At 66.1% G+C, this 16094-nt stretch carries 13 protein-coding genes; 9 read left to right on the top strand and 4 right to left on the bottom strand.

What is annotated here, in order from left to right:
* Positions 1–19: 19 nt before the first annotated feature.
* Complete coding sequence (locus tag DKT70_RS01455; RefSeq protein ID WP_111557486.1) at positions 20–1105, top strand: Bug family tripartite tricarboxylate transporter substrate binding protein; 1086 nt, start codon at positions 20–22, stop codon at positions 1103–1105.
* Between the two features lie 56 nt (positions 1106–1161).
* Positions 1162–3108, top strand: coding sequence for a tripartite tricarboxylate transporter permease (locus DKT70_RS01450; RefSeq protein WP_111557485.1), 1947 nt, complete (start codon positions 1162–1164; stop codon positions 3106–3108).
* Positions 3109–3424: 316 nt separating this feature from the next.
* Here the strand turns inward: DKT70_RS01450 and DKT70_RS01445 are convergent, their stop codons facing one another.
* Positions 3425–3883 carry a GNAT family N-acetyltransferase gene (locus tag DKT70_RS01445; RefSeq protein WP_233490370.1) on the bottom strand — a complete coding sequence of 153 codons (459 nt, stop codon included), beginning with the start codon at positions 3881–3883 and terminating at the stop codon, positions 3425–3427.
* Between the two features lie 343 nt (positions 3884–4226).
* Here DKT70_RS01445 and DKT70_RS01440 point away from each other — a divergent pair, with 343 nt between their 5' ends.
* From DKT70_RS01440 to DKT70_RS01425, 4 genes are all read left to right on the top strand, one after another.
* Positions 4227–5204 (top strand): Bug family tripartite tricarboxylate transporter substrate binding protein, encoded by a 978-nt coding sequence (locus DKT70_RS01440; protein ID WP_111557484.1) that lies wholly within the window; start codon positions 4227–4229, stop codon positions 5202–5204.
* Positions 5205–5216: 12 nt separating this feature from the next.
* Positions 5217–5666, top strand: a complete 450-nt coding sequence (locus DKT70_RS01435) for a tripartite tricarboxylate transporter TctB family protein (protein WP_111557483.1) — start codon at positions 5217–5219, stop codon at positions 5664–5666.
* The gene (locus DKT70_RS01430; RefSeq protein ID WP_233490369.1) at positions 5657–7165 is read left to right on the top strand and encodes a tripartite tricarboxylate transporter permease; all 1509 of its coding nucleotides are present in this window, start codon (positions 5657–5659) and stop codon (positions 7163–7165) included. The genes DKT70_RS01435 and DKT70_RS01430 overlap by 10 nt, the downstream gene beginning before the upstream one ends.
* 415 nt (positions 7166–7580) lie before the next feature.
* Complete coding sequence (locus tag DKT70_RS01425) at positions 7581–9203, top strand: Na/Pi cotransporter family protein (protein WP_233490368.1); 1623 nt, start codon at positions 7581–7583, stop codon at positions 9201–9203.
* 25 nt (positions 9204–9228) lie between these two features.
* Here the strand turns inward: DKT70_RS01425 and DKT70_RS01420 are convergent, their stop codons facing one another.
* On the bottom strand, positions 9229–9831 hold the full coding sequence (locus tag DKT70_RS01420) for a thiamine phosphate synthase (protein ID WP_111557481.1): 603 nt from the start codon (positions 9829–9831) through the stop codon (positions 9229–9231).
* A 69-nt stretch (positions 9832–9900) separates the two neighbouring features.
* On the opposite strand from DKT70_RS01420, the gene DKT70_RS01415 reads away from it, so the two are divergent.
* The 3 genes from DKT70_RS01415 to DKT70_RS01405 are packed head-to-tail and all read left to right on the top strand — an operon-like array spanning position 9901 to position 13282.
* Positions 9901–10629 (top strand): RNA methyltransferase, encoded by a 729-nt coding sequence (locus DKT70_RS01415; RefSeq protein ID WP_111557480.1) that lies wholly within the window; start codon positions 9901–9903, stop codon positions 10627–10629.
* A 38-nt stretch (positions 10630–10667) separates the two neighbouring features.
* Complete coding sequence (gene ctaA / locus DKT70_RS01410; RefSeq protein WP_111557479.1) at positions 10668–11813, top strand: heme A synthase; 1146 nt, start codon at positions 10668–10670, stop codon at positions 11811–11813.
* On the top strand, positions 11810–13282 hold the full coding sequence (locus DKT70_RS01405; RefSeq protein WP_111557478.1) for a carboxypeptidase M32: 1473 nt from the start codon (positions 11810–11812) through the stop codon (positions 13280–13282). Before ctaA ends, DKT70_RS01405 begins: the two co-directional genes overlap by 4 nt.
* A 27-nt stretch (positions 13283–13309) precedes the next feature.
* Here DKT70_RS01405 and preA read toward each other — a convergent pair whose 3' ends face one another.
* A complete protein-coding gene (gene preA, locus DKT70_RS01400; protein ID WP_111557477.1) occupies positions 13310–14611 on the bottom strand; it encodes an NAD-dependent dihydropyrimidine dehydrogenase subunit PreA in 1302 nt (433 codons plus the stop codon).
* 37 nt (positions 14612–14648) lie between these two features.
* Positions 14649–16004 (bottom strand): NAD(P)-dependent oxidoreductase, encoded by a 1356-nt coding sequence (locus DKT70_RS01395; protein ID WP_111557476.1) that lies wholly within the window; start codon positions 16002–16004, stop codon positions 14649–14651.
* Positions 16005–16094: the final 90 nt, after the last annotated feature.

Here is a 16094-nt window from a genome sequence, read left to right as displayed (position 1 = left end):
ATTCAAGGAGGAGACCCATATGAGACACCTGACCCACCCCCTGCGGGCCGCGTTGCTGAGCGCCGTGGCCGCATTTTCCCTGCCCCAGACCCTGCTGGCGCAGGATTTTGCCGGCGAAACCGTCGAATGGACCATTCCCTTCGGCGTTGGCGGCGGCACCGATGTCTGGGCACGCTTCTTTGCGCCGCAGCTGTCCCAAGCGCTGCCGGGGCAGCCGAATGTCGTGGTGCTGAACGTGCCCGGCGGCGGGTCGATCACCGGCGCGAACCAGTTCGCCAGCCGCGCCACCGATGACGGGCTGTCGATCCTGGGCACCTCGGCCTCGACCCAATATCCCGCGATCCTGGGCGATCCGCGGGTGCGCTATGACTATGCCGACTGGACGGCGGTCCTGGCATCGCCCACCGGCGGCGTCGTCTATGCCGATCCGAAATACGGCGTCACCGGCCCCGAAGGTCTGGAGACGCTCAAGGCCGAAGAGATCCGCTTTGCCAGCCAGGGCGCGACCGCGCTGGAGATGCCGGTGCTGCTGGCGCTGAAGATGATGGGGCTGAACATTCGCCCGGTCTTTGGCATGGAAAGCCGCGGCGCGGGCCGTCTGGCCTTCGAACGCGGCGAGGCCGGGATCGATTTCCAGACCAGCTCCGCCTATCTCAACAGCGTCGCGCCGCTGGTCGACAGCGGCAAGGCCGTGCCGCTGTTCTCGATGGGCGTGGTCGATGCCGAAGGCAACGTGACCCGCGATCCGTCCTTCCCGGACCTGCCGACCTTCGTCGAGTTCTATACCGACGCGATGGGCGCGGCCCCCGAGGGTGAAGCCTTCGAGGCCTGGAAGGCGCTGATGATCGCCGGCTATTCGTTGCAGAAGATGGTGGTCCTGCCCAAGGACGCCCCGGCCGAGGTCATCGCCACCTATGCCGACGCTGCCCGCCAGATCGTCGAGGCCCCGGATTTCCGCGAACGCGCCGGAGAGGAGATCGGCGTTTATGACCAGCTGGTCGGCGACGAGGCCGATGCCGCGCTGCAGGCCGCGCTGACCGTCGATCCGGCCATCCGCGAATTCCTGACGACCTGGCTGTCCGAGGATTACGGCGTCCGGTTCTGACCGACCGGCGGGGCCGCCTGGCCCCGCCGCAATGCAAGTGGGGGGAGAAAACCACGATGTTCGATATTGCCCTTTCGGCACTGGGCCAGGTCATGTCTGCCGGACACCTGACCTTCCTGGTCGTAGGCGTCCTGGTGGGCCTGATCGTGGGCATCCTGCCCGGACTGGGCGGCATTGCCGGGATGTCGATCCTGCTGCCGTTCCTTTACGGGATGGAGCCGACCGCCGCCCTGGGGATGCTGATCGGCATGGTTGCCGTCATTCCCACCGGCGACACCTTCACATCCGTCATGATGGGGATCCCCGGGTCCAGCGCCAGCCAGGCCACCGTATTGGACGGGTTCCCCATGGCCAAGCGCGGAGAGGCGGCCCGCGCCCTGTCGGCCGCCTTCACCAGTTCGCTGATCGGCGGTCTGATCGGGGCCTTGGTCCTGTCGGTCGCCATCGTCATGGCGCGGCCGCTGGTCCTGTCCTTTTCCTCGGCCGAGCTGTTCATGCTGACGCTGTTCGGCCTGTCCATGGTGGCCGTCCTGTCGGGGCGCAGCCTGACGAAGGGGATCGCCGCCGCGGGCTTGGGGCTGGTCATCGGCACGATCGGCACCGCGCCGGCCACCGGCGAGGCGCGCATGACCCTGGGCATCGACTATCTTTATGACGGGGTGCCCCTGGTCGTCGTAGCCATGGGACTGTTTGCCATTCCCGAAATCATCGACCTGCTGAAGCGCGGCACGGCCATTTCCGACAGCACGCCCCTGGGCGGCGGCTGGATGAAGGGCGTGCGCGATGTGCTGGGCCATCCCTGGCTGGTCGCCCGCTGCGCCAGCCTCGGCTGCGTCATCGGCGCGCTGCCGGGCCTGGGCGGGGCGGTGGTCGACTGGATCGCCTACAGCCATGTTGTCCAGACCAGCAAGGATCGAAGCCAGTTCGGCAAGGGTGACGTGCGCGGCGTCATCGCTCCCGAAAGCGCCAACAACGCCTGCCAAGGCGGGGCGCTGGTGCCCACTTTGCTGTTCGGCGTGCCCGGTTCGGGGTCGATGGCGGTGTTTCTGGGCGGCATGGTCCTGTTGGGCATCCAGCCCGGCGTGACCATGGTCGAGACGCGGCTGGACCTGACCTACACGATCATCTGGTCGCTGGCCCTGGCCAACGTGGTCGGTGCGGGCCTTTGCGTGCTGATGGCCCGACAAGTGGCGCGTCTGACGCAGGTGCCCTTCGTCTATCTGGCGCCCTTCATGGTGATGATCGCCATGTTCGCGGCCTTTCAAGCCTCGCGGTCGATGGCGGATCTGGTGGCGCTGATCATCATGGGCGCCGTCGGCATCTACATGCGCCGGTTCGGCTGGCCGCGGCCCGCGCTGCTGATCGGGTTCGTGCTGGCACCGGGGGCCGAGGGCTATCTGTACCAGGCCGTGCAGTTCTATGGTTCGGACTGGCTGCTGCGCCCGGGCGTCATCATCATCGCGCTGATCACCGTCGTGTCTGTCTTTCTGGGCCTGCGCTACGGCGCCGAAGTCTCGAGCGAGGGGGCCAGCGACGTGGCCGACCAGCAGACGCGCGGGCGGCAGATGGCCTTCGCGGGGCTGCTGGTCGCGGTCGCGGCCTTCTGCTTGGCCGAGAGCTTCAGCCTTAGCTTCCTCGGGATGGTCTTCCCGATGACCATCGGGGTTCTGGCGCTGATCGGTGCGCTCTGCGTTGCCTTCAACATCCGCCGCGGCCGCGTCGCAGAGATCCATGACGACGATGCCAGCGGCGCCGTGTCGGGGACCTGGTCGGGACGCGAGATGTATCTGGCGGTCTTTGCGGCCCTGGTCGGGCTGGTCTGGCTGATCGGCTTCGTTCCGGCGATGGCGCTGTTCTTCCCGGTATTCCTGATCGTCGCCGGCAAAGCCCGACCGGTGCAGGCGGTGCTGATGACCGCGGGGGCGGTCGGGTTCATCAGCGGCATCACCTGGGCCATGACGTTGCGCCTGCCCGAAGGGATCATTCCACCGCTGCTGTTCTGACCCTGACGCGTACCAGCATTCTTTGGCGGCCGTTTCACACGGCCGCCATTGCCTGTTCCGGCGTCTGACTGGGGCAGATAGAGTGAAGGTCAAAGCCGCGCCGATGGCGCCTGAGCCCGCATGTTCAAGAATTGTGGGGCGGGGAAGAGGCTGATGTCGGCATTGACCCTAGCGGTCCGCAGGATCTTGGGAAATCGATCAATACATCCAAGAACGCTAGATGATCGCGCCCGGGTAACCCCATGGGGTTAACCCATGCGAATGGTCGCCAAGCGATAGGGACGGCGGTCAAGGGCGGGCCATCGCAGATTGACCACTAACGCGCCGGGCTGCTGACCATTGGGTTCCACTGATAGAGGTTGTCCTGGCTATCGTACGACAGCAGCTGGAACCCGCATGATGTGTAGAAATCATTGGCGGGACTGCCCCTCAGCGCCGTGAGGCGAATGGGAACCATCCGAGCCTGCGCCTCGTGCTTCAGCGCGTTGATCACGTGGCCGCCGATCCCGCGTCTTTGAAACGACAGAATGATATAGAGGTGATCCAGATAGAGATGATCGGGCCACCTTCGAACGACGATAAACCCGGCCAGGTCGCGACCGCACCGGATCATCCTTGTGTCCTTGGCGGTGAACGCATCCAGAAACCGGCGTCTGGCGCGGGCGGGATCGAACCTTCCGGCGGCCTCCAGGCTTGGCCGCATGGCCTCGACCCTCAGGTCTGCCAGGCGTCGGGCATCCGCATTCCGTACGGCTTCGAGTTTCAGATCTGACATGGGATGGGCTCGTCATTGGCCTCAGGGTCATTTTTTGACTTTAGGCGCAACACTGGGCGCTGAGCAAAGCATCCGTCCTGTCGCAAGGCGGAAACCCATTCCGGGCGACCTCGCGGCGTCCTGCGCCTTGGGGAAACCGCCTTGCCTGGTCCGCGGAGCAGGCCATGTGAGCGGGACCAAAGCGAAGGTTCCGCATGCATCGCGCGCGGCAGTCGGTCGGGCCGGATTGAGGATCGGTGCGACGCGCATCAAGGCACCACACCCATCTGTCCGCTGCCGCCCCCATTGACGCCCCTGCCGGCACAGGCAACAAACAGAGCATCATTCTTCGGGGGAGCCTCATATGAACCATCGCCAGACACGCCGCGCAGCGGTCGCCGCCGCCTTGCTTGCCGGATGCGCCCTATCCTCGGCCGCGATGGCGCAGGATTGGCCTGCGGGCCCGGTGCATATCTTTGTCGGCTTCCCCGCGGGTTCTTCCCCCGACACCATTGCGCGTCTTGTGGCCGAGCCGTTGGCCGAGGCGCTGGGCAAGCCGGTCGTCGTCGAGAACCGCCCCGGCGCCGGCGGCGTGATCGCGGTCCAGCAGATGCTGGCACGCGGTGGCGACAGTTTCAGCATCAACATCAATGGCCCGTTGACGACGGCGCAACGGCTTATCCCCGATCTGGGCTATGATCCGGCAACCGACATCGCCCCGGTCGGCCTGATCGCGACCAGCCCGCTGGTCCTGGCCGTGGGCGCCGATTTTCCGGCCGACGATCTGGCCGGCTTCATCGACGCGGCCGCCGAGCCCGAGGCGATCAGCTATGGTTCGGTCGGCGAGGGATCGGGCGCACATCTGACGGCGGAACTGTTCGCCGACGCCGCTGGCGTCCAGCTGTTCCACATTCCCTTCCAGAGCTATGCCGAAGTCACGACCTCGATCCTTGGCGGAGAGATCGACAGCGGGTTCATGGCCCCCTCGGCAGCGTTGCCGCAGGTCGAGGCTGGCAAGATGAAGATGCTGGGCGTCACATCGGCGGAACCCTTTGCGCAGGTGCCGGATGTGCCGGTGATCGCGGGAATCGCAGGCCTACCCGATGATTTCCGGGCCGAGCTGTGGAACGCGTTCATTGCCCCGGCTGCGACCGATCCGGCCGTGATCGAGCGTCTTAACACCGAGCTGAACACCATCCTGGCCGATGACAAGGTGCGCGAGCGGTTGCTGGCGATGGGTTGGCAGGCACAGCCCGGCACGCCCGAGGATCTGGCGCAGCGGATCACGGATGACACCGCGCTCTGGGGCGGCGTGATCGACACGGTGCAGGCAACGCAATAGGGCTGAATTCCGATGCGCCGCGACCTCTATGACCTTGGCTGGGGCGTGATCCTGGCCCTGACCGGGCTGGCTGTCGCGGGCTATGCCTGGGTCAGTTATGACATGGGCAGTCTGCGGCGAATGGGGCCGGGCTTCTTTCCGGTGACGCTTGGGCTGCTGCTTGCGGGGCTGGGCGCCTTGATCGCCATCCCGGCGATGGGCCGGCCCGGCCAACGCCGCCCCTTCGCCTGGCCCGAGACCATCGCCGTCGTCACGGCGCTGCTGGTCTTCGGCTTGGCGCTGGACGGCTTGGGCGTCCTTCTGACGACGGCGCTGACGGTGCTGATCGCCAGTGCCGTCGCCCCGCGGCGGGGCCTTGGCTGGCGGCTGGGGCTGACAATCGCGGTCACGGCGCTGGTCTGGCTGGTCTTCGTGCAGGGGCTAAACATGTCGCTGCCTGTCTGGCCGGGGGCATGGCGATGACGACGATGGAGGGCCTGGCCCACGGGCTGGCGGTTGCGTTGCAGCCGGGGGTGTTGATCTACAGCCTTCTGGGTGCGGTTCTGGGCACGCTGGTCGGCGTTCTGCCGGGCATCGGCGCGATGGCGGCAATCACGCTGCTGCTGCCGATCACCTACTATATCTCCTCCGAGGCTGCGCTGGTCATGTTGGCTGCGGTCTATTACGGCGCACAATATGGCGGGGCGGTCGCCTCGATCCTGCTGCGTCTGCCGGGCACGCCGCAATCGGCGGTGACCACGCTGGACGGCTATCCGATGGCCCAGCAGGGCCGGGCGGGGGTTGCGCTTTTCACGGCTATGATCTCGTCCTTCGCGGGATCGATGCTGGGGATCGTGATCCTGGTGCTGTTGGCGGGCGGGCTCAGCCAGCTGGCGACCAGCTTCGGGGCGGCCGATTACGCGGCGATGATGGTGCTGGGTCTGGTCGCGGCATCGACAATCGGCGAGGGGCGCCTGTCCAAGAGCCTGGCGATGGTGGTGCTGGGCGTGATCCTGGGATGCGTGGGTACGGACGTGAATTCGGGCGCCCAACGCTTCACCTTCGGACAGGTCCAGCTTTTGGACGGCATCAACCTGGTCGCCTTGGCGATGGGCCTTTTCGGCCTGGCCGAGATCATCGGCAACATCCGCAAGGCCGAACATGACGGCCCGCCCGCCCGCGTCAGCCTGCGGGAACTGGTGCCCACGCGGGACGATCTGCGCCGGCTGGTGGCGCCCATCGCCCGCGGTACCGCGCTTGGCGGCTTCTTTGGCGCGTTGCCGGGCACCGGATCGACCATCTCCTCCTTCCTCAGCTATGCGCTGGAACGGCGCGTCGCCCGCCAGCCCGAACGCTTTGGAAAAGGCGCCATCGAGGGAGTCGCGGGCCCCGAGGCCGCCAACAATTCGGCCTCGATCACCGCCTTCGTCCCGACGCTGACCCTGGGCATCCCGGGCGATCCGATCATGGCGCTGATGCTGGGCGCGCTGGTGATCCACGGCATCCAGCCCGGCCCGATGATGCTGGAGGCCCACCCGGACATGTTCTGGGGGCTGGTCATCAGCTTCGGGATCGGCAACCTGTTCCTGCTGGTCCTGAACCTGCCGTTGATCGGGATCTGGGTGGCGATGCTGCGCATCCCGTTCCGCTGGCTTTACCCCGCGATCATCATCTTCGTCTGCCTCGGGGTCTACTCGGTGCGCGGTTCGACCTTCGACATCGTCATGGTGGCCGGGATCGGCGTCATCGGCTATGCGCTGACCCAGGCCGCCTTCAGTCCGGCACTGCTGCTCCTCGGCTTCGTGCTGGGCCCGCTGATCGAGACGAACCTGCGGCGCGCCTTGTTGATCTCGCGCGGTGATCCGATGATTTTTCTGGAGCGTCCGATCGCCTGCGGCTTCGGGATCGCAACGGTGGCGCTTCTGATCTATGGCTTTGTGAAGCATCGCAAGCATGGACTTCAGGAGAAGAGGGGCAGCTAGAGCCGCGATGGCCAGGCCCGGCCCCATACCAAAAGCGCCGAGCTGTTGACCAAACCCTTTGCCGTCTGTCCTGAGGTGAGCCTGGGCCCGTGACAAAGCGCCTATGGGGCACCATTCCGAACGATCCTGCGGCCTTTTAAGCACTCCCCTGCGCTTGGGCCTTGTCAGCATCGGGGAAACGTCCCCGTTTGCCTACGTGCGCGCCTGACGATGGAACCCCGCTTCCTTCTCTCTTAAGGTGGAACGGGGAAATCGGGTCGCCTGCCTTCACAGGCCGGGTGCCCACAAGTCACAGCGATTGCTGCGTCCCATGTGCGGAAGGCGTGGTTTGGCTTGACCTGCGCGGGCAAATTGGCAAGCTTTTCCGAAATGCTCCGGATGACGCAGGATGTCGGCGGGGCGGGAAGGTTCCGCAGTGGCTTCTTTGCTGGCATTCATCCAGATCGGCGGCGCGGTTGCGCTGTTGCTGTTCGGCCTGGGCCTGGTGCGCGATGGCGCCACCAAGGCATTCGGCCTGCGTCTCAAGACGGCGATCGGGCTGGGAACGCGAACCGGGGGCCGGGCCTTCCTGTCGGGGCTGGTGGCGACGCTTGGGCTGCAAAGTTCGACCGCGACCGCCTTGCTGACCGCGTCCTTTGTCGATCGCGGTATGATCCGCGGACGCATGGCCCAGATCGTCCTTTTGGGTGCGAATGTCGGGACGGCGCTGACGGCCCTGATCGTGTCGGCGGGGATCGAGGCGATCAGCCCTTTCCTGCTGCTTGTGGGCTATGTGATGTCGCGGCGCGACGATGCCACATGGGCGGGGACGGGCAGGGCGCTGATCGGGATCGCATTGATGCTGGTGTCGCTGTCGCTTTTGGGCGCGGCCACGCAGCCTTTGCGCGCTTCCCCCGCGATGGCCGGTTTCATCGTCCTGCTGGACCAGGCCTGGCCCGTCGCCCTGCTGTTCGCGACTGGATTGGCGCTGATCTGTTCGTCATCGCTGGCCGCCGTTCTGCTGGTCCTGTCGCTGGACTTGCCGCCCGGGCTGGCGGTGGTGATGGTGCTGGGGGCCAATATCGGCGGGGCCATTCCGCCCGTGCTGGCCACGCTGCAGTCCAAGGCCGCCACGCGTCGGCTGACGGTGGGCAACCTGGTGGTCCGGGCGGGCGGGGCGTTGCTGGCCTTGCCATTCGCGGGTCTGGCGGGGCAGGTGCTGCTGGATATGCCCTATGCCGGGCTGGCGGTCATGGCGCATCTGGGGTTCAACCTGCTGCTGGCGGCGCTGGTCTGGCCCCTGGCACGTCCCCTGACGCGGTCCCTGCGCCGCCTGCTGCCCGACCAGGAACCGCAGGGCGACAACGCCCCCCAATGGCTGGAGGAGGCCGCCCTGGAAACCCCGCAGATGGCCTTGGCCGGGGCCAGCCGCCAGGCGCTGGACATCGGCGACGTCATCGAACGGATGCTGGATCAGACCCGCGTCGCCTTTCGCAAAAGCGATGACGCCCCCCTGGCCGAGGTGGTGACGCTGGAACAGCGCGTCGATCTGCGACAGCAGCAGGTCAAGACCTATCTGTCGCGTCTGGGGCGGGGCGCGACCGAGGCCGAACGCCGGCACACGATCAACATCCTGGATTACGTCATCAACCTGGAACATGTGGGCGACATCATCGACCGCGGGCTGGCCGTGCAGGTCCGCAAGAAGATCGGCCTGCAGCTGCGCTTTTCCGACGAGGGCTACAAGGAACTGGACACCATGTTCCTGCAGACCTTCGAGGTGCTGCGACTGGCGCAGACCGTCTTCATGACACGCGACCGCGAGCTGGCGCGACGCCTGATGGAGCTGAAGGTCGAGATCAGGAACCTGGAACGCCAATCCTCGCAGCGCCACCTGATCCGCCTGCGCGAAGGCGTTCAGGAAACGCGCGAGACGTCATCGGTCCATCTGGACATCCTGCGCGACCTCAAGCGCATCAACGCGCATTTCATCTCGGTCGCGCATCCGATCCTGGACGAGGAAGGGCTGCTGTTCGAAAGCCGTCTGCGCGGCAGCTAGCAGCCCGGTTCCGGTCGGGCGGTGCTCAGGCCCAGATCTGCGACAGCGCCGCGATGGGGTCGTCCTGGGTCCAGATTTCCGGGCCAAGCGCGATGAAATCGCTGATGGGCGACAGCTGGGCGATCAGGTCGCGGGTGATGGCGCCTTCGGCCACGACGGGAACCTCGATCATTTCGGACCACCACTGGAACAGCTCCAGGTCCACGACCTCGTTCTTGTAGAGCGCGGAATCGCCCACCGGACCGAAGGACACATAGTCTGCCCCAGCTTCGGCGGCGGTCATCCCCTCGTGGCGCGAGGCGCCGCAGAAGGCGCCGACGATGGCATCATCGCCCAGTTCCTTGCGGGCATAGCGCACGCTGCGCGCGCCGTCGTTCAGGTGGACCCCGTCCAGCCCGTGGCGCAGGGCCAGCTTGACATGGTCGTCGATCACCACGGCCACGTCGCGGGCATGGGCGATCTCGCGCGCCATGTCGGCAAGGCGGCCCAGCTCGTCTTCCTCTCCGCCGCTGCGGATGCGCAGGCAGGAGGGCGCGAAACGGTCCATCACCTCGGCCAGCATGGGACCAAGGGCGTGGGCCTGCGCGCCGGCAGGGGTCATCAGATACAGTTGCGAGGCATCGGTCATGGCGTGTCTCCTTTGTGTCGCAGATAGCGCAGCTTGCCGCGCGCCGCCAGACGGACTATCTGCCTGACCATGCAAATCGAACGTCATCCCGTCATTATTCTGGTTCGCCCGCAAATGGGTGAAAATATCGGCGCAGCCGCGCGTGCCATGCTGAATTTCGGCTTCACCGAGATGCGCCTGGTCGAACCGCGCGACGGTTGGCCCAATCCCAAGGCCGTCGCGATGGCCTCGGGGGCAGCGGCGCGGGTACTGGACCAGGCCAAGGTCTATCCGACGCTGGCGCAGGCGATGGAGGGCATCGATTACGCCTATGCCACCACCGCGCGCGGTCGCGAACTGACCAAGCCCGTCCACACGCCCGCCACCGCGATGGAACAGGCGCGCAGCCATCCGGGCCGCAGCGCCATCATCTTTGGCCCCGAACGCACTGGCCTCGAAAACGACGACATCGCGCGGGCGAACGCCATCGTGACGGTGCCGGTCAACCCGGAGTTTCCGTCGCTGAACCTGGCGCAGGCGGTGCTGCTGATGGGCTATGAATACGGGCGCGACATCCTGCCGCCCGAACCCCATCCCCACCTGCGGCGCAGCGACGCACAGGACATGGCCGACCGGATCGAGATCGAGCGTCTGGGCGACCATTACGACGAACAGCTGTCCAAGGCCGGGTTCTTCTTTCCCGAAACCAAGGCTGCATCCATGCGCCTGAGCATGCGCAACATGTGGTCGCGGCTGAACCTGACGCGTGGCGACGTGCGGATGCTGCACGGCGTGCTGCGCCAATTGACCCGCCGATAGGCGCCCCCTAACCTCTGCCCGACGCAAAGGAGCAAGCGATGGCCAAGCGCCCCGTCTTCCAGGAAGTCTCGGAACCGACCGCCCGCCGTCCCGTCCAGACCACCGGCATGATCGATGCCCGTCCCAAGGGCGCGCGCCGCGCCATCCGGCTGTGGCTGATGGTGCTGTTCGCGATGGTCCTGGCCATGATCGCGCTGGGCGGCGCGACCCGGCTGACCGGTTCGGGCCTCTCGATCACCGAATGGGCGCCCGTCACCGGCACCCTTCCGCCCCTTAACCACGCCGATTGGCAGTCCGAGTTCGAGGCCTACAAGCAGATCCCCCAATATACCGAACTCAACGCCGGCATGTCGCTGAGCGAATTTCAGTACATCTATCTGTGGGAATGGTCGCACCGCCTGCTGGGCCGCCTGATCGGGCTGGTCTGGGCCGTGGGCTTCCTGTTCTTCTGGGCGACGGGCCGCATTCCCGCAGGCTGGAAATCGCGCCTGCTGGCGGTGGGTGCGCTTGGCGGTCTGCAGGGTGCCATCGGCTGGTGGATGGTCAGTTCGGGCCTGGTCGAGGGGATGACCCGCGTCGCCTCCTATCGTCTGGCCACCCATCTGGGCATCGCCTTCGTCATCCTGGGCCTGATCGCGTGGTATGCCCTGCAATTGTCGCGGTCCGAGGCCGAGCTGATCCGCGCCCGACGCGCGGGCGAGGCCAAGCTGTTCGGTATGTCCACCGGCCTGCTGCACCTGACCTTCCTGCAGATCCTGATCGGGGCGCTGGTCGCGGGGATCGATGCGGGCCGGACCTATACCGGCTGGCCGACCATGGGCGGGGAATGGATCCCTTCGGCCATCTGGGACGGCACGCTGGGGTGGCGCAATTTCTTTGAGAACCCCGCGCTGGTGCAGTTCATCCACCGCATGACCGGCTATCTGGTCGCCATCTTCGCGGTGGTCGTCTGGCTGCGGTCGCGCAAATCGCCCCACAAGGTCACGCGCGGCGCCTTCACCGTGATGATCGTGGCGGTGGCCGCGCAGGTGGGCTTGGGCATCATGAACGTCATCCATGCCTCGCCGCTGGATCTGGCACTGTCGCACCAGATCGGCGCGGTGGTGCTGTTCTCGCTGATCCTGCGGGCGCGTCACCATGCCCGCTATCCGATTGAAACATCCATCAGGGGGACCCTGCGATGAGCGCGCTTGACGATCTGCTTGCCTTCCAGCGCCAGACCGAGGCGCTGTCCTCGGTCGCGGAACGGCTGGGCTGGGACCAGGAAACCGTGATGCCCCGCGGCGCCACCGAACAGCGCGCCGAGGAGATGGGCGCGATCGAGGAGGTGCTGCACGAACGCCGCACCGATCCACGCATCGGCGAATGGCTGGACGCCGCTGAACCCGTGACCCCGTCTGACCAGCGGGCGGTCGACCTGATCGCCCGCGATTACGCGCGCACCAACCGCATCCCGGCGCGGCTGGCATCCGAACTGGCGCGGCTGACATCGCTGGCGCAGAGTATCTGGGCGGATGCGCGGGCCAAGGATGCCCCCGCCGATTTCCTGCCGACGCTGGACCAGGTGCTGATGCTGAAGCGTGAGGAAGCCGCCGCGCTGGCCGATGGCGGCGATCTCTATGATGCCCTGCTTGAGGATTACGAACCGGGCATGACCGGCGCGCGTCTGGCCAGCCTGTTTGACCAGATGCGCCCGCGTCTGGTGGCGCTGCGCGACGACGTGCTGGGGTCCGAACGCCAGCCGCAGGCGCTGACCGGCCATTTCCCTCAGGAAACCCAGATGCGACTGGCGCGCAGCTGTGCCAGCGCCTTCGGATACGATTGGACGCGGGGGCGGATGGATCTGGCGGTCCATCCCTTCAGCAGCGGACGTTGGCAGGACAGCCGCATCACCACGCGCGTCGTGGAAACGGACCCGTTCAACTGCATCTACTCCACGATCCACGAGGTCGGGCATTCCAGCTATGAACAGGGGATCGACCCCGATTACGCCTTCACGCCCCTGGGGCGCGGCGTGTCGATGGGTGTGCATGAGAGCCAAAGCCGCATCTATGAAAACCAGATGGGGCGGGGGCGTGCCTTCACCGGCTGGCTGTTCGACCGGATGTCGCATGCCTTCGACGGGCTGAACATTGCCGATGCCGATGCCTTCCATGCCACCGTCAACCGCGTCACCCCCGGCTTCATCCGCACCGAATCCGATGAGGTCCAGTACAACCTGCACGTCATGCTGCGTTTCGATCTTGAGCGCGACCTGATCTCGGGAAGGCTGGATACCGAGGATCTGGTCGAGGCGTGGAACAGCCGTTTCCTGCGCGATTTCGGCGTGCCGGTGGACCGGCCTGCCAATGGCGTCCTGCAGGATGTCCATTGGTCTGTGGGTCTGTTCGGCTATTTCCCGACCTATGCCTTGGGCAATGTCTATGCGGGCTGCCTGAACCAGGCGATGCGGAACGATGTGCCGGATCTGGATGCGGGTCTCGCGCAGGGCGACGCGTCGCAGGGCACCGAGTGGCTGCGCGAGAACGTCCAGCGTCACGGCGGCCTGCTGCCGCCCGCGCAGCTGATCGAGGAGGCCGCGCGCCAGCCGATCAGCCCCGAACCGCTGCTGAGCTATCTGGAAGAGAAGTTCCAGGGCATCTACGGGTTGTGAAAAAGGGGGGCGATCTGCCCCCCTTCCTTATTCCGCGGCCCGAGCGGCCATCGGGTTGTTCGGATGCGTGGTCCAATTGGCGTATTCGCCGCGCGGGATGCCGGTGCGCTTGTCCATCTCGCCCACCTCCAGCTCGCGCATGGTGATGCAGTCCTGAACAGGGCATACATCGACGCAGAGGTTGCAGGCGACGCATTCCTCCTCGATCACCTCGAAGACGCGACCGGGTTTCATGGCGATGGCCTGGTGGCTGGTATCCTCGCAGGCGGCATAGCAGCGGCCGCAGCTGATGCAGGCGTCCTGGTCGATCACCGCCTTGGTGACATAGTTCAGGTTCAAGTGCTGCCAGTCGGTGACATTGGGCGTCGCCCGTCCGATCAGGTCCGACATTTCTATGTCATGGCTGTCCAGATAATCGTGCAGCCCGCTGATCATCTCCTGCACGACCTTGAAGCCATAGGTCATCGCCGCCGTGCAGACCTGAACGTTGCCCGCCCCAAGCGCCATGAATTCCGCCGCGTCGCGCCATGTGGTGACGCCACCGATGCCGCTGATGGGAATGCCGGCGGTGGCGGGGTTGCGCGCGATCTCGGCCACCATGTTCAGCGCGATGGGCTTGACCGCCGGGCCGCAATAGCCGCCATGGCTGCCCTTGCCGTCGATGGTGGGCTGGGGCGCGAACAGGTCCAGATCGACCGAGGTGATCGAGTTGATCGTGTTGATCAGGCTGACCGCATCCGCACCGCCGCGTTTCGCGGCCTCGGCGGGCTTGGTCACGTCGGTGATGTTGGGGGTCAACTTGACGATGCAGGGCATGCGGCTGTGCTTTTTCACCCAACGCGTGACCATCTCGATATATTCGGGCACTTGGCCCACGGCGGCGCCCATGCCGCGCTCGGCCATGCCGTGCGGACAGCCGAAGTTCAGCTCGACCCCGTCGGCGCCGGTATCCTCGATCTTCGTCAGGATGTCGCGCCAGCTGTCCTCGTCGCAGGGCACCATCAGGCTGATGATCAGCGCGCGGTCGGGATAGTCGCGCTTGACCGACTTGATCTCGCGCAGGTTCACCTCCAGCGGGCGATCGGTGATCAGCTCGATGTTGTTGATGCCCAGCACGCGGCGGTCGGCGCCGTGGATCACGCCATAGCGGGGGCCGTTGACGTTGACGACGGGCGGGCCTTCGGACCCCAGCGTCTTCCACACGACCCCGCCCCAGCCCGCCTGGAAGGCGCGGCGGACGTTGTATTCCTTGTCGGTGGGCGGGGCCGAGGCCAGCCAGAACGGGTTCGGGGATTTGATCCCGATGAAATTACTGCGCAGATCTGCCATGTTCAGCGTCCTTATTCATGCGCGGATGGGATGGGCCTCAGCCCGGGATGCTGACGGGGCGACCGGTCAGGTGGGCATCGATGTCTTCGGCGGCGTCGCGGCCTTGGGCCACGGCGGTCACCGTCAGGTCATCGCCATCCGCCGTACAATCGCCACCCGCCCAGACACCGTCGATGCTGGTGCGACCGGGGCCGGTGACGGCGATCTTGCCGCCCTCCAGCATGATCGTTTCGGGCGTGCCGTCCAGGGTCTGGCCGATGGCACGAAAGACCTGGTCGGCCTTCAGGCGGAACCGGTCCTCGGTCATGGTCAGCCCGTCCGGGCCGCTGGCGGTATAGCAGAACTCGATCTCGGCCACGGCGCCGTTGCCGTGGATGGCCACGGGGGCGGCGTTGCAGATCAGGCGCACGCCGGATGCGGTGGCGTGATCCTGTTCGTGGCGGCTGGCGCCCATGCGGTCCTGGCCGCGGCGATAGACGATGGTGACGTTTTCCGCCCCCAGCAGTTTCGCCTGCACGGCCGCATCGACCGCCGTCATACCGCCGCCGATCACCACCACGTCGCGCCCGACGGGCAGGGTGGCCAGGTCGGTCGCCTGCCGCAGGTCGCGGATGAAGCTGACCGCGTCGGTGACATGCTGGCGATCCTCGCCCGTGGCGCGCAGGGCGTTGACGCCGCCCAGGCCCATGCCCAGGAAAACCGCGTCGTAATCGGCCTGCAGAGTTTCCAGCGTGATCTGCCGGCCAAGCGCCTGGTCGTTTTTGATGGTGATGCCGCCAATGCCCAGCAGCCAGTCGACCTCGGCCTGGGCGAAACCGTCCACGGCCTTGTAGCTGGCGATGCCGTATTCGTTCAGGCCGCCGGGCTTGGGGCGGGCCTCGAAGATGGTGACGTCATGGCCCTTGGCGGCCAGACGATGCGCGGCCGACAGACCGGCGGGACCGGCACCCACAACGGCGACACGCTTGCCGGTGGCTTCGGCGCGGGTGAAGGGGTGGCCTTCCTGCGCCATCAGCCCGTCGGTGGCATAGCGTTGCAGCGCGCCGATCTGGACGGGCTTGCCTTCGGCGGTTTCCCGGACGCAGGCGCCTTCGCACAGGTTTTCCGTGGGACAGACGCGGGCGCACATGCCGCCAAGGATGTTGGCGTGAAAGATCGTCATGGCGGCGGCATCGGGCGTGCCCGTCGCGATCTGCCGGATGAACAGCGGAATGTCGATCGAGGTCGGGCAGGCCGTGATGCAGGGCGCGTCATGGCAGAAATAGCACCGGTCGGCGGCGACATGCGCCTCGTGCCGGTCCAGAGGAGGCGCGACATCGACGAAATTCGCGGCCATCTGTTCGGGGGTCAGTCGACCCGGCACGACACCGGGCGACAGTCTTGCTTGGGACATTTTCGTCTCCTGGCTCACCTGTTGGTCAAATCAGGCTGGCACAGGTCCGATTTTTTATCAAATGGTAAAATTATGCCGCGCAGGGTTTGC

Origin of the sequence: Paracoccus sediminilitoris (genome assembly GCF_003259195.1) — a bacterium.
GTDB classification, from domain to species: domain Bacteria; phylum Pseudomonadota; class Alphaproteobacteria; order Rhodobacterales; family Rhodobacteraceae; genus Paracoccus; species Paracoccus sediminilitoris.
This window is presented reverse-complemented; position numbering and strand designations above follow the sequence as displayed.

Excerpts from the sequence above, each read along its gene's own strand:
- DKT70_RS01440 (WP_111557484.1), top strand. The coding sequence starts at position 4,227 with ATGAACCATCGCCAGACACGCCGCGCAGCGGTCGCCGCCGCCTTGCTT.
- DKT70_RS01405 (WP_111557478.1), top strand. The coding sequence starts at position 11,810 with ATGAGCGCGCTTGACGATCTGCTTGCCTTCCAGCGCCAGACCGAGGCG.
- preA (WP_111557477.1), bottom strand. The coding sequence starts at position 14,611 with ATGGCAGATCTGCGCAGTAATTTCATCGGGATCAAATCCCCGAACCCG.
- DKT70_RS01450 (WP_111557485.1), top strand. The coding sequence starts at position 1,162 with ATGTTCGATATTGCCCTTTCGGCACTGGGCCAGGTCATGTCTGCCGGA.
- DKT70_RS01435 (WP_111557483.1), top strand. The coding sequence starts at position 5,217 with ATGCGCCGCGACCTCTATGACCTTGGCTGGGGCGTGATCCTGGCCCTG.
- DKT70_RS01415 (WP_111557480.1), top strand. The coding sequence starts at position 9,901 with ATGCAAATCGAACGTCATCCCGTCATTATTCTGGTTCGCCCGCAAATG.
- DKT70_RS01430 (WP_233490369.1), top strand. The coding sequence starts at position 5,657 with ATGGCGATGACGACGATGGAGGGCCTGGCCCACGGGCTGGCGGTTGCG.
- DKT70_RS01455 (WP_111557486.1), top strand. The coding sequence starts at position 20 with ATGAGACACCTGACCCACCCCCTGCGGGCCGCGTTGCTGAGCGCCGTG.
- DKT70_RS01395 (WP_111557476.1), bottom strand. The coding sequence starts at position 16,004 with ATGTCCCAAGCAAGACTGTCGCCCGGTGTCGTGCCGGGTCGACTGACC.
- DKT70_RS01420 (WP_111557481.1), bottom strand. The coding sequence starts at position 9,831 with ATGACCGATGCCTCGCAACTGTATCTGATGACCCCTGCCGGCGCGCAG.
- ctaA (WP_111557479.1), top strand. The coding sequence starts at position 10,668 with ATGGCCAAGCGCCCCGTCTTCCAGGAAGTCTCGGAACCGACCGCCCGC.
- DKT70_RS01445 (WP_233490370.1), bottom strand. The coding sequence starts at position 3,883 with ATGTCAGATCTGAAACTCGAAGCCGTACGGAATGCGGATGCCCGACGC.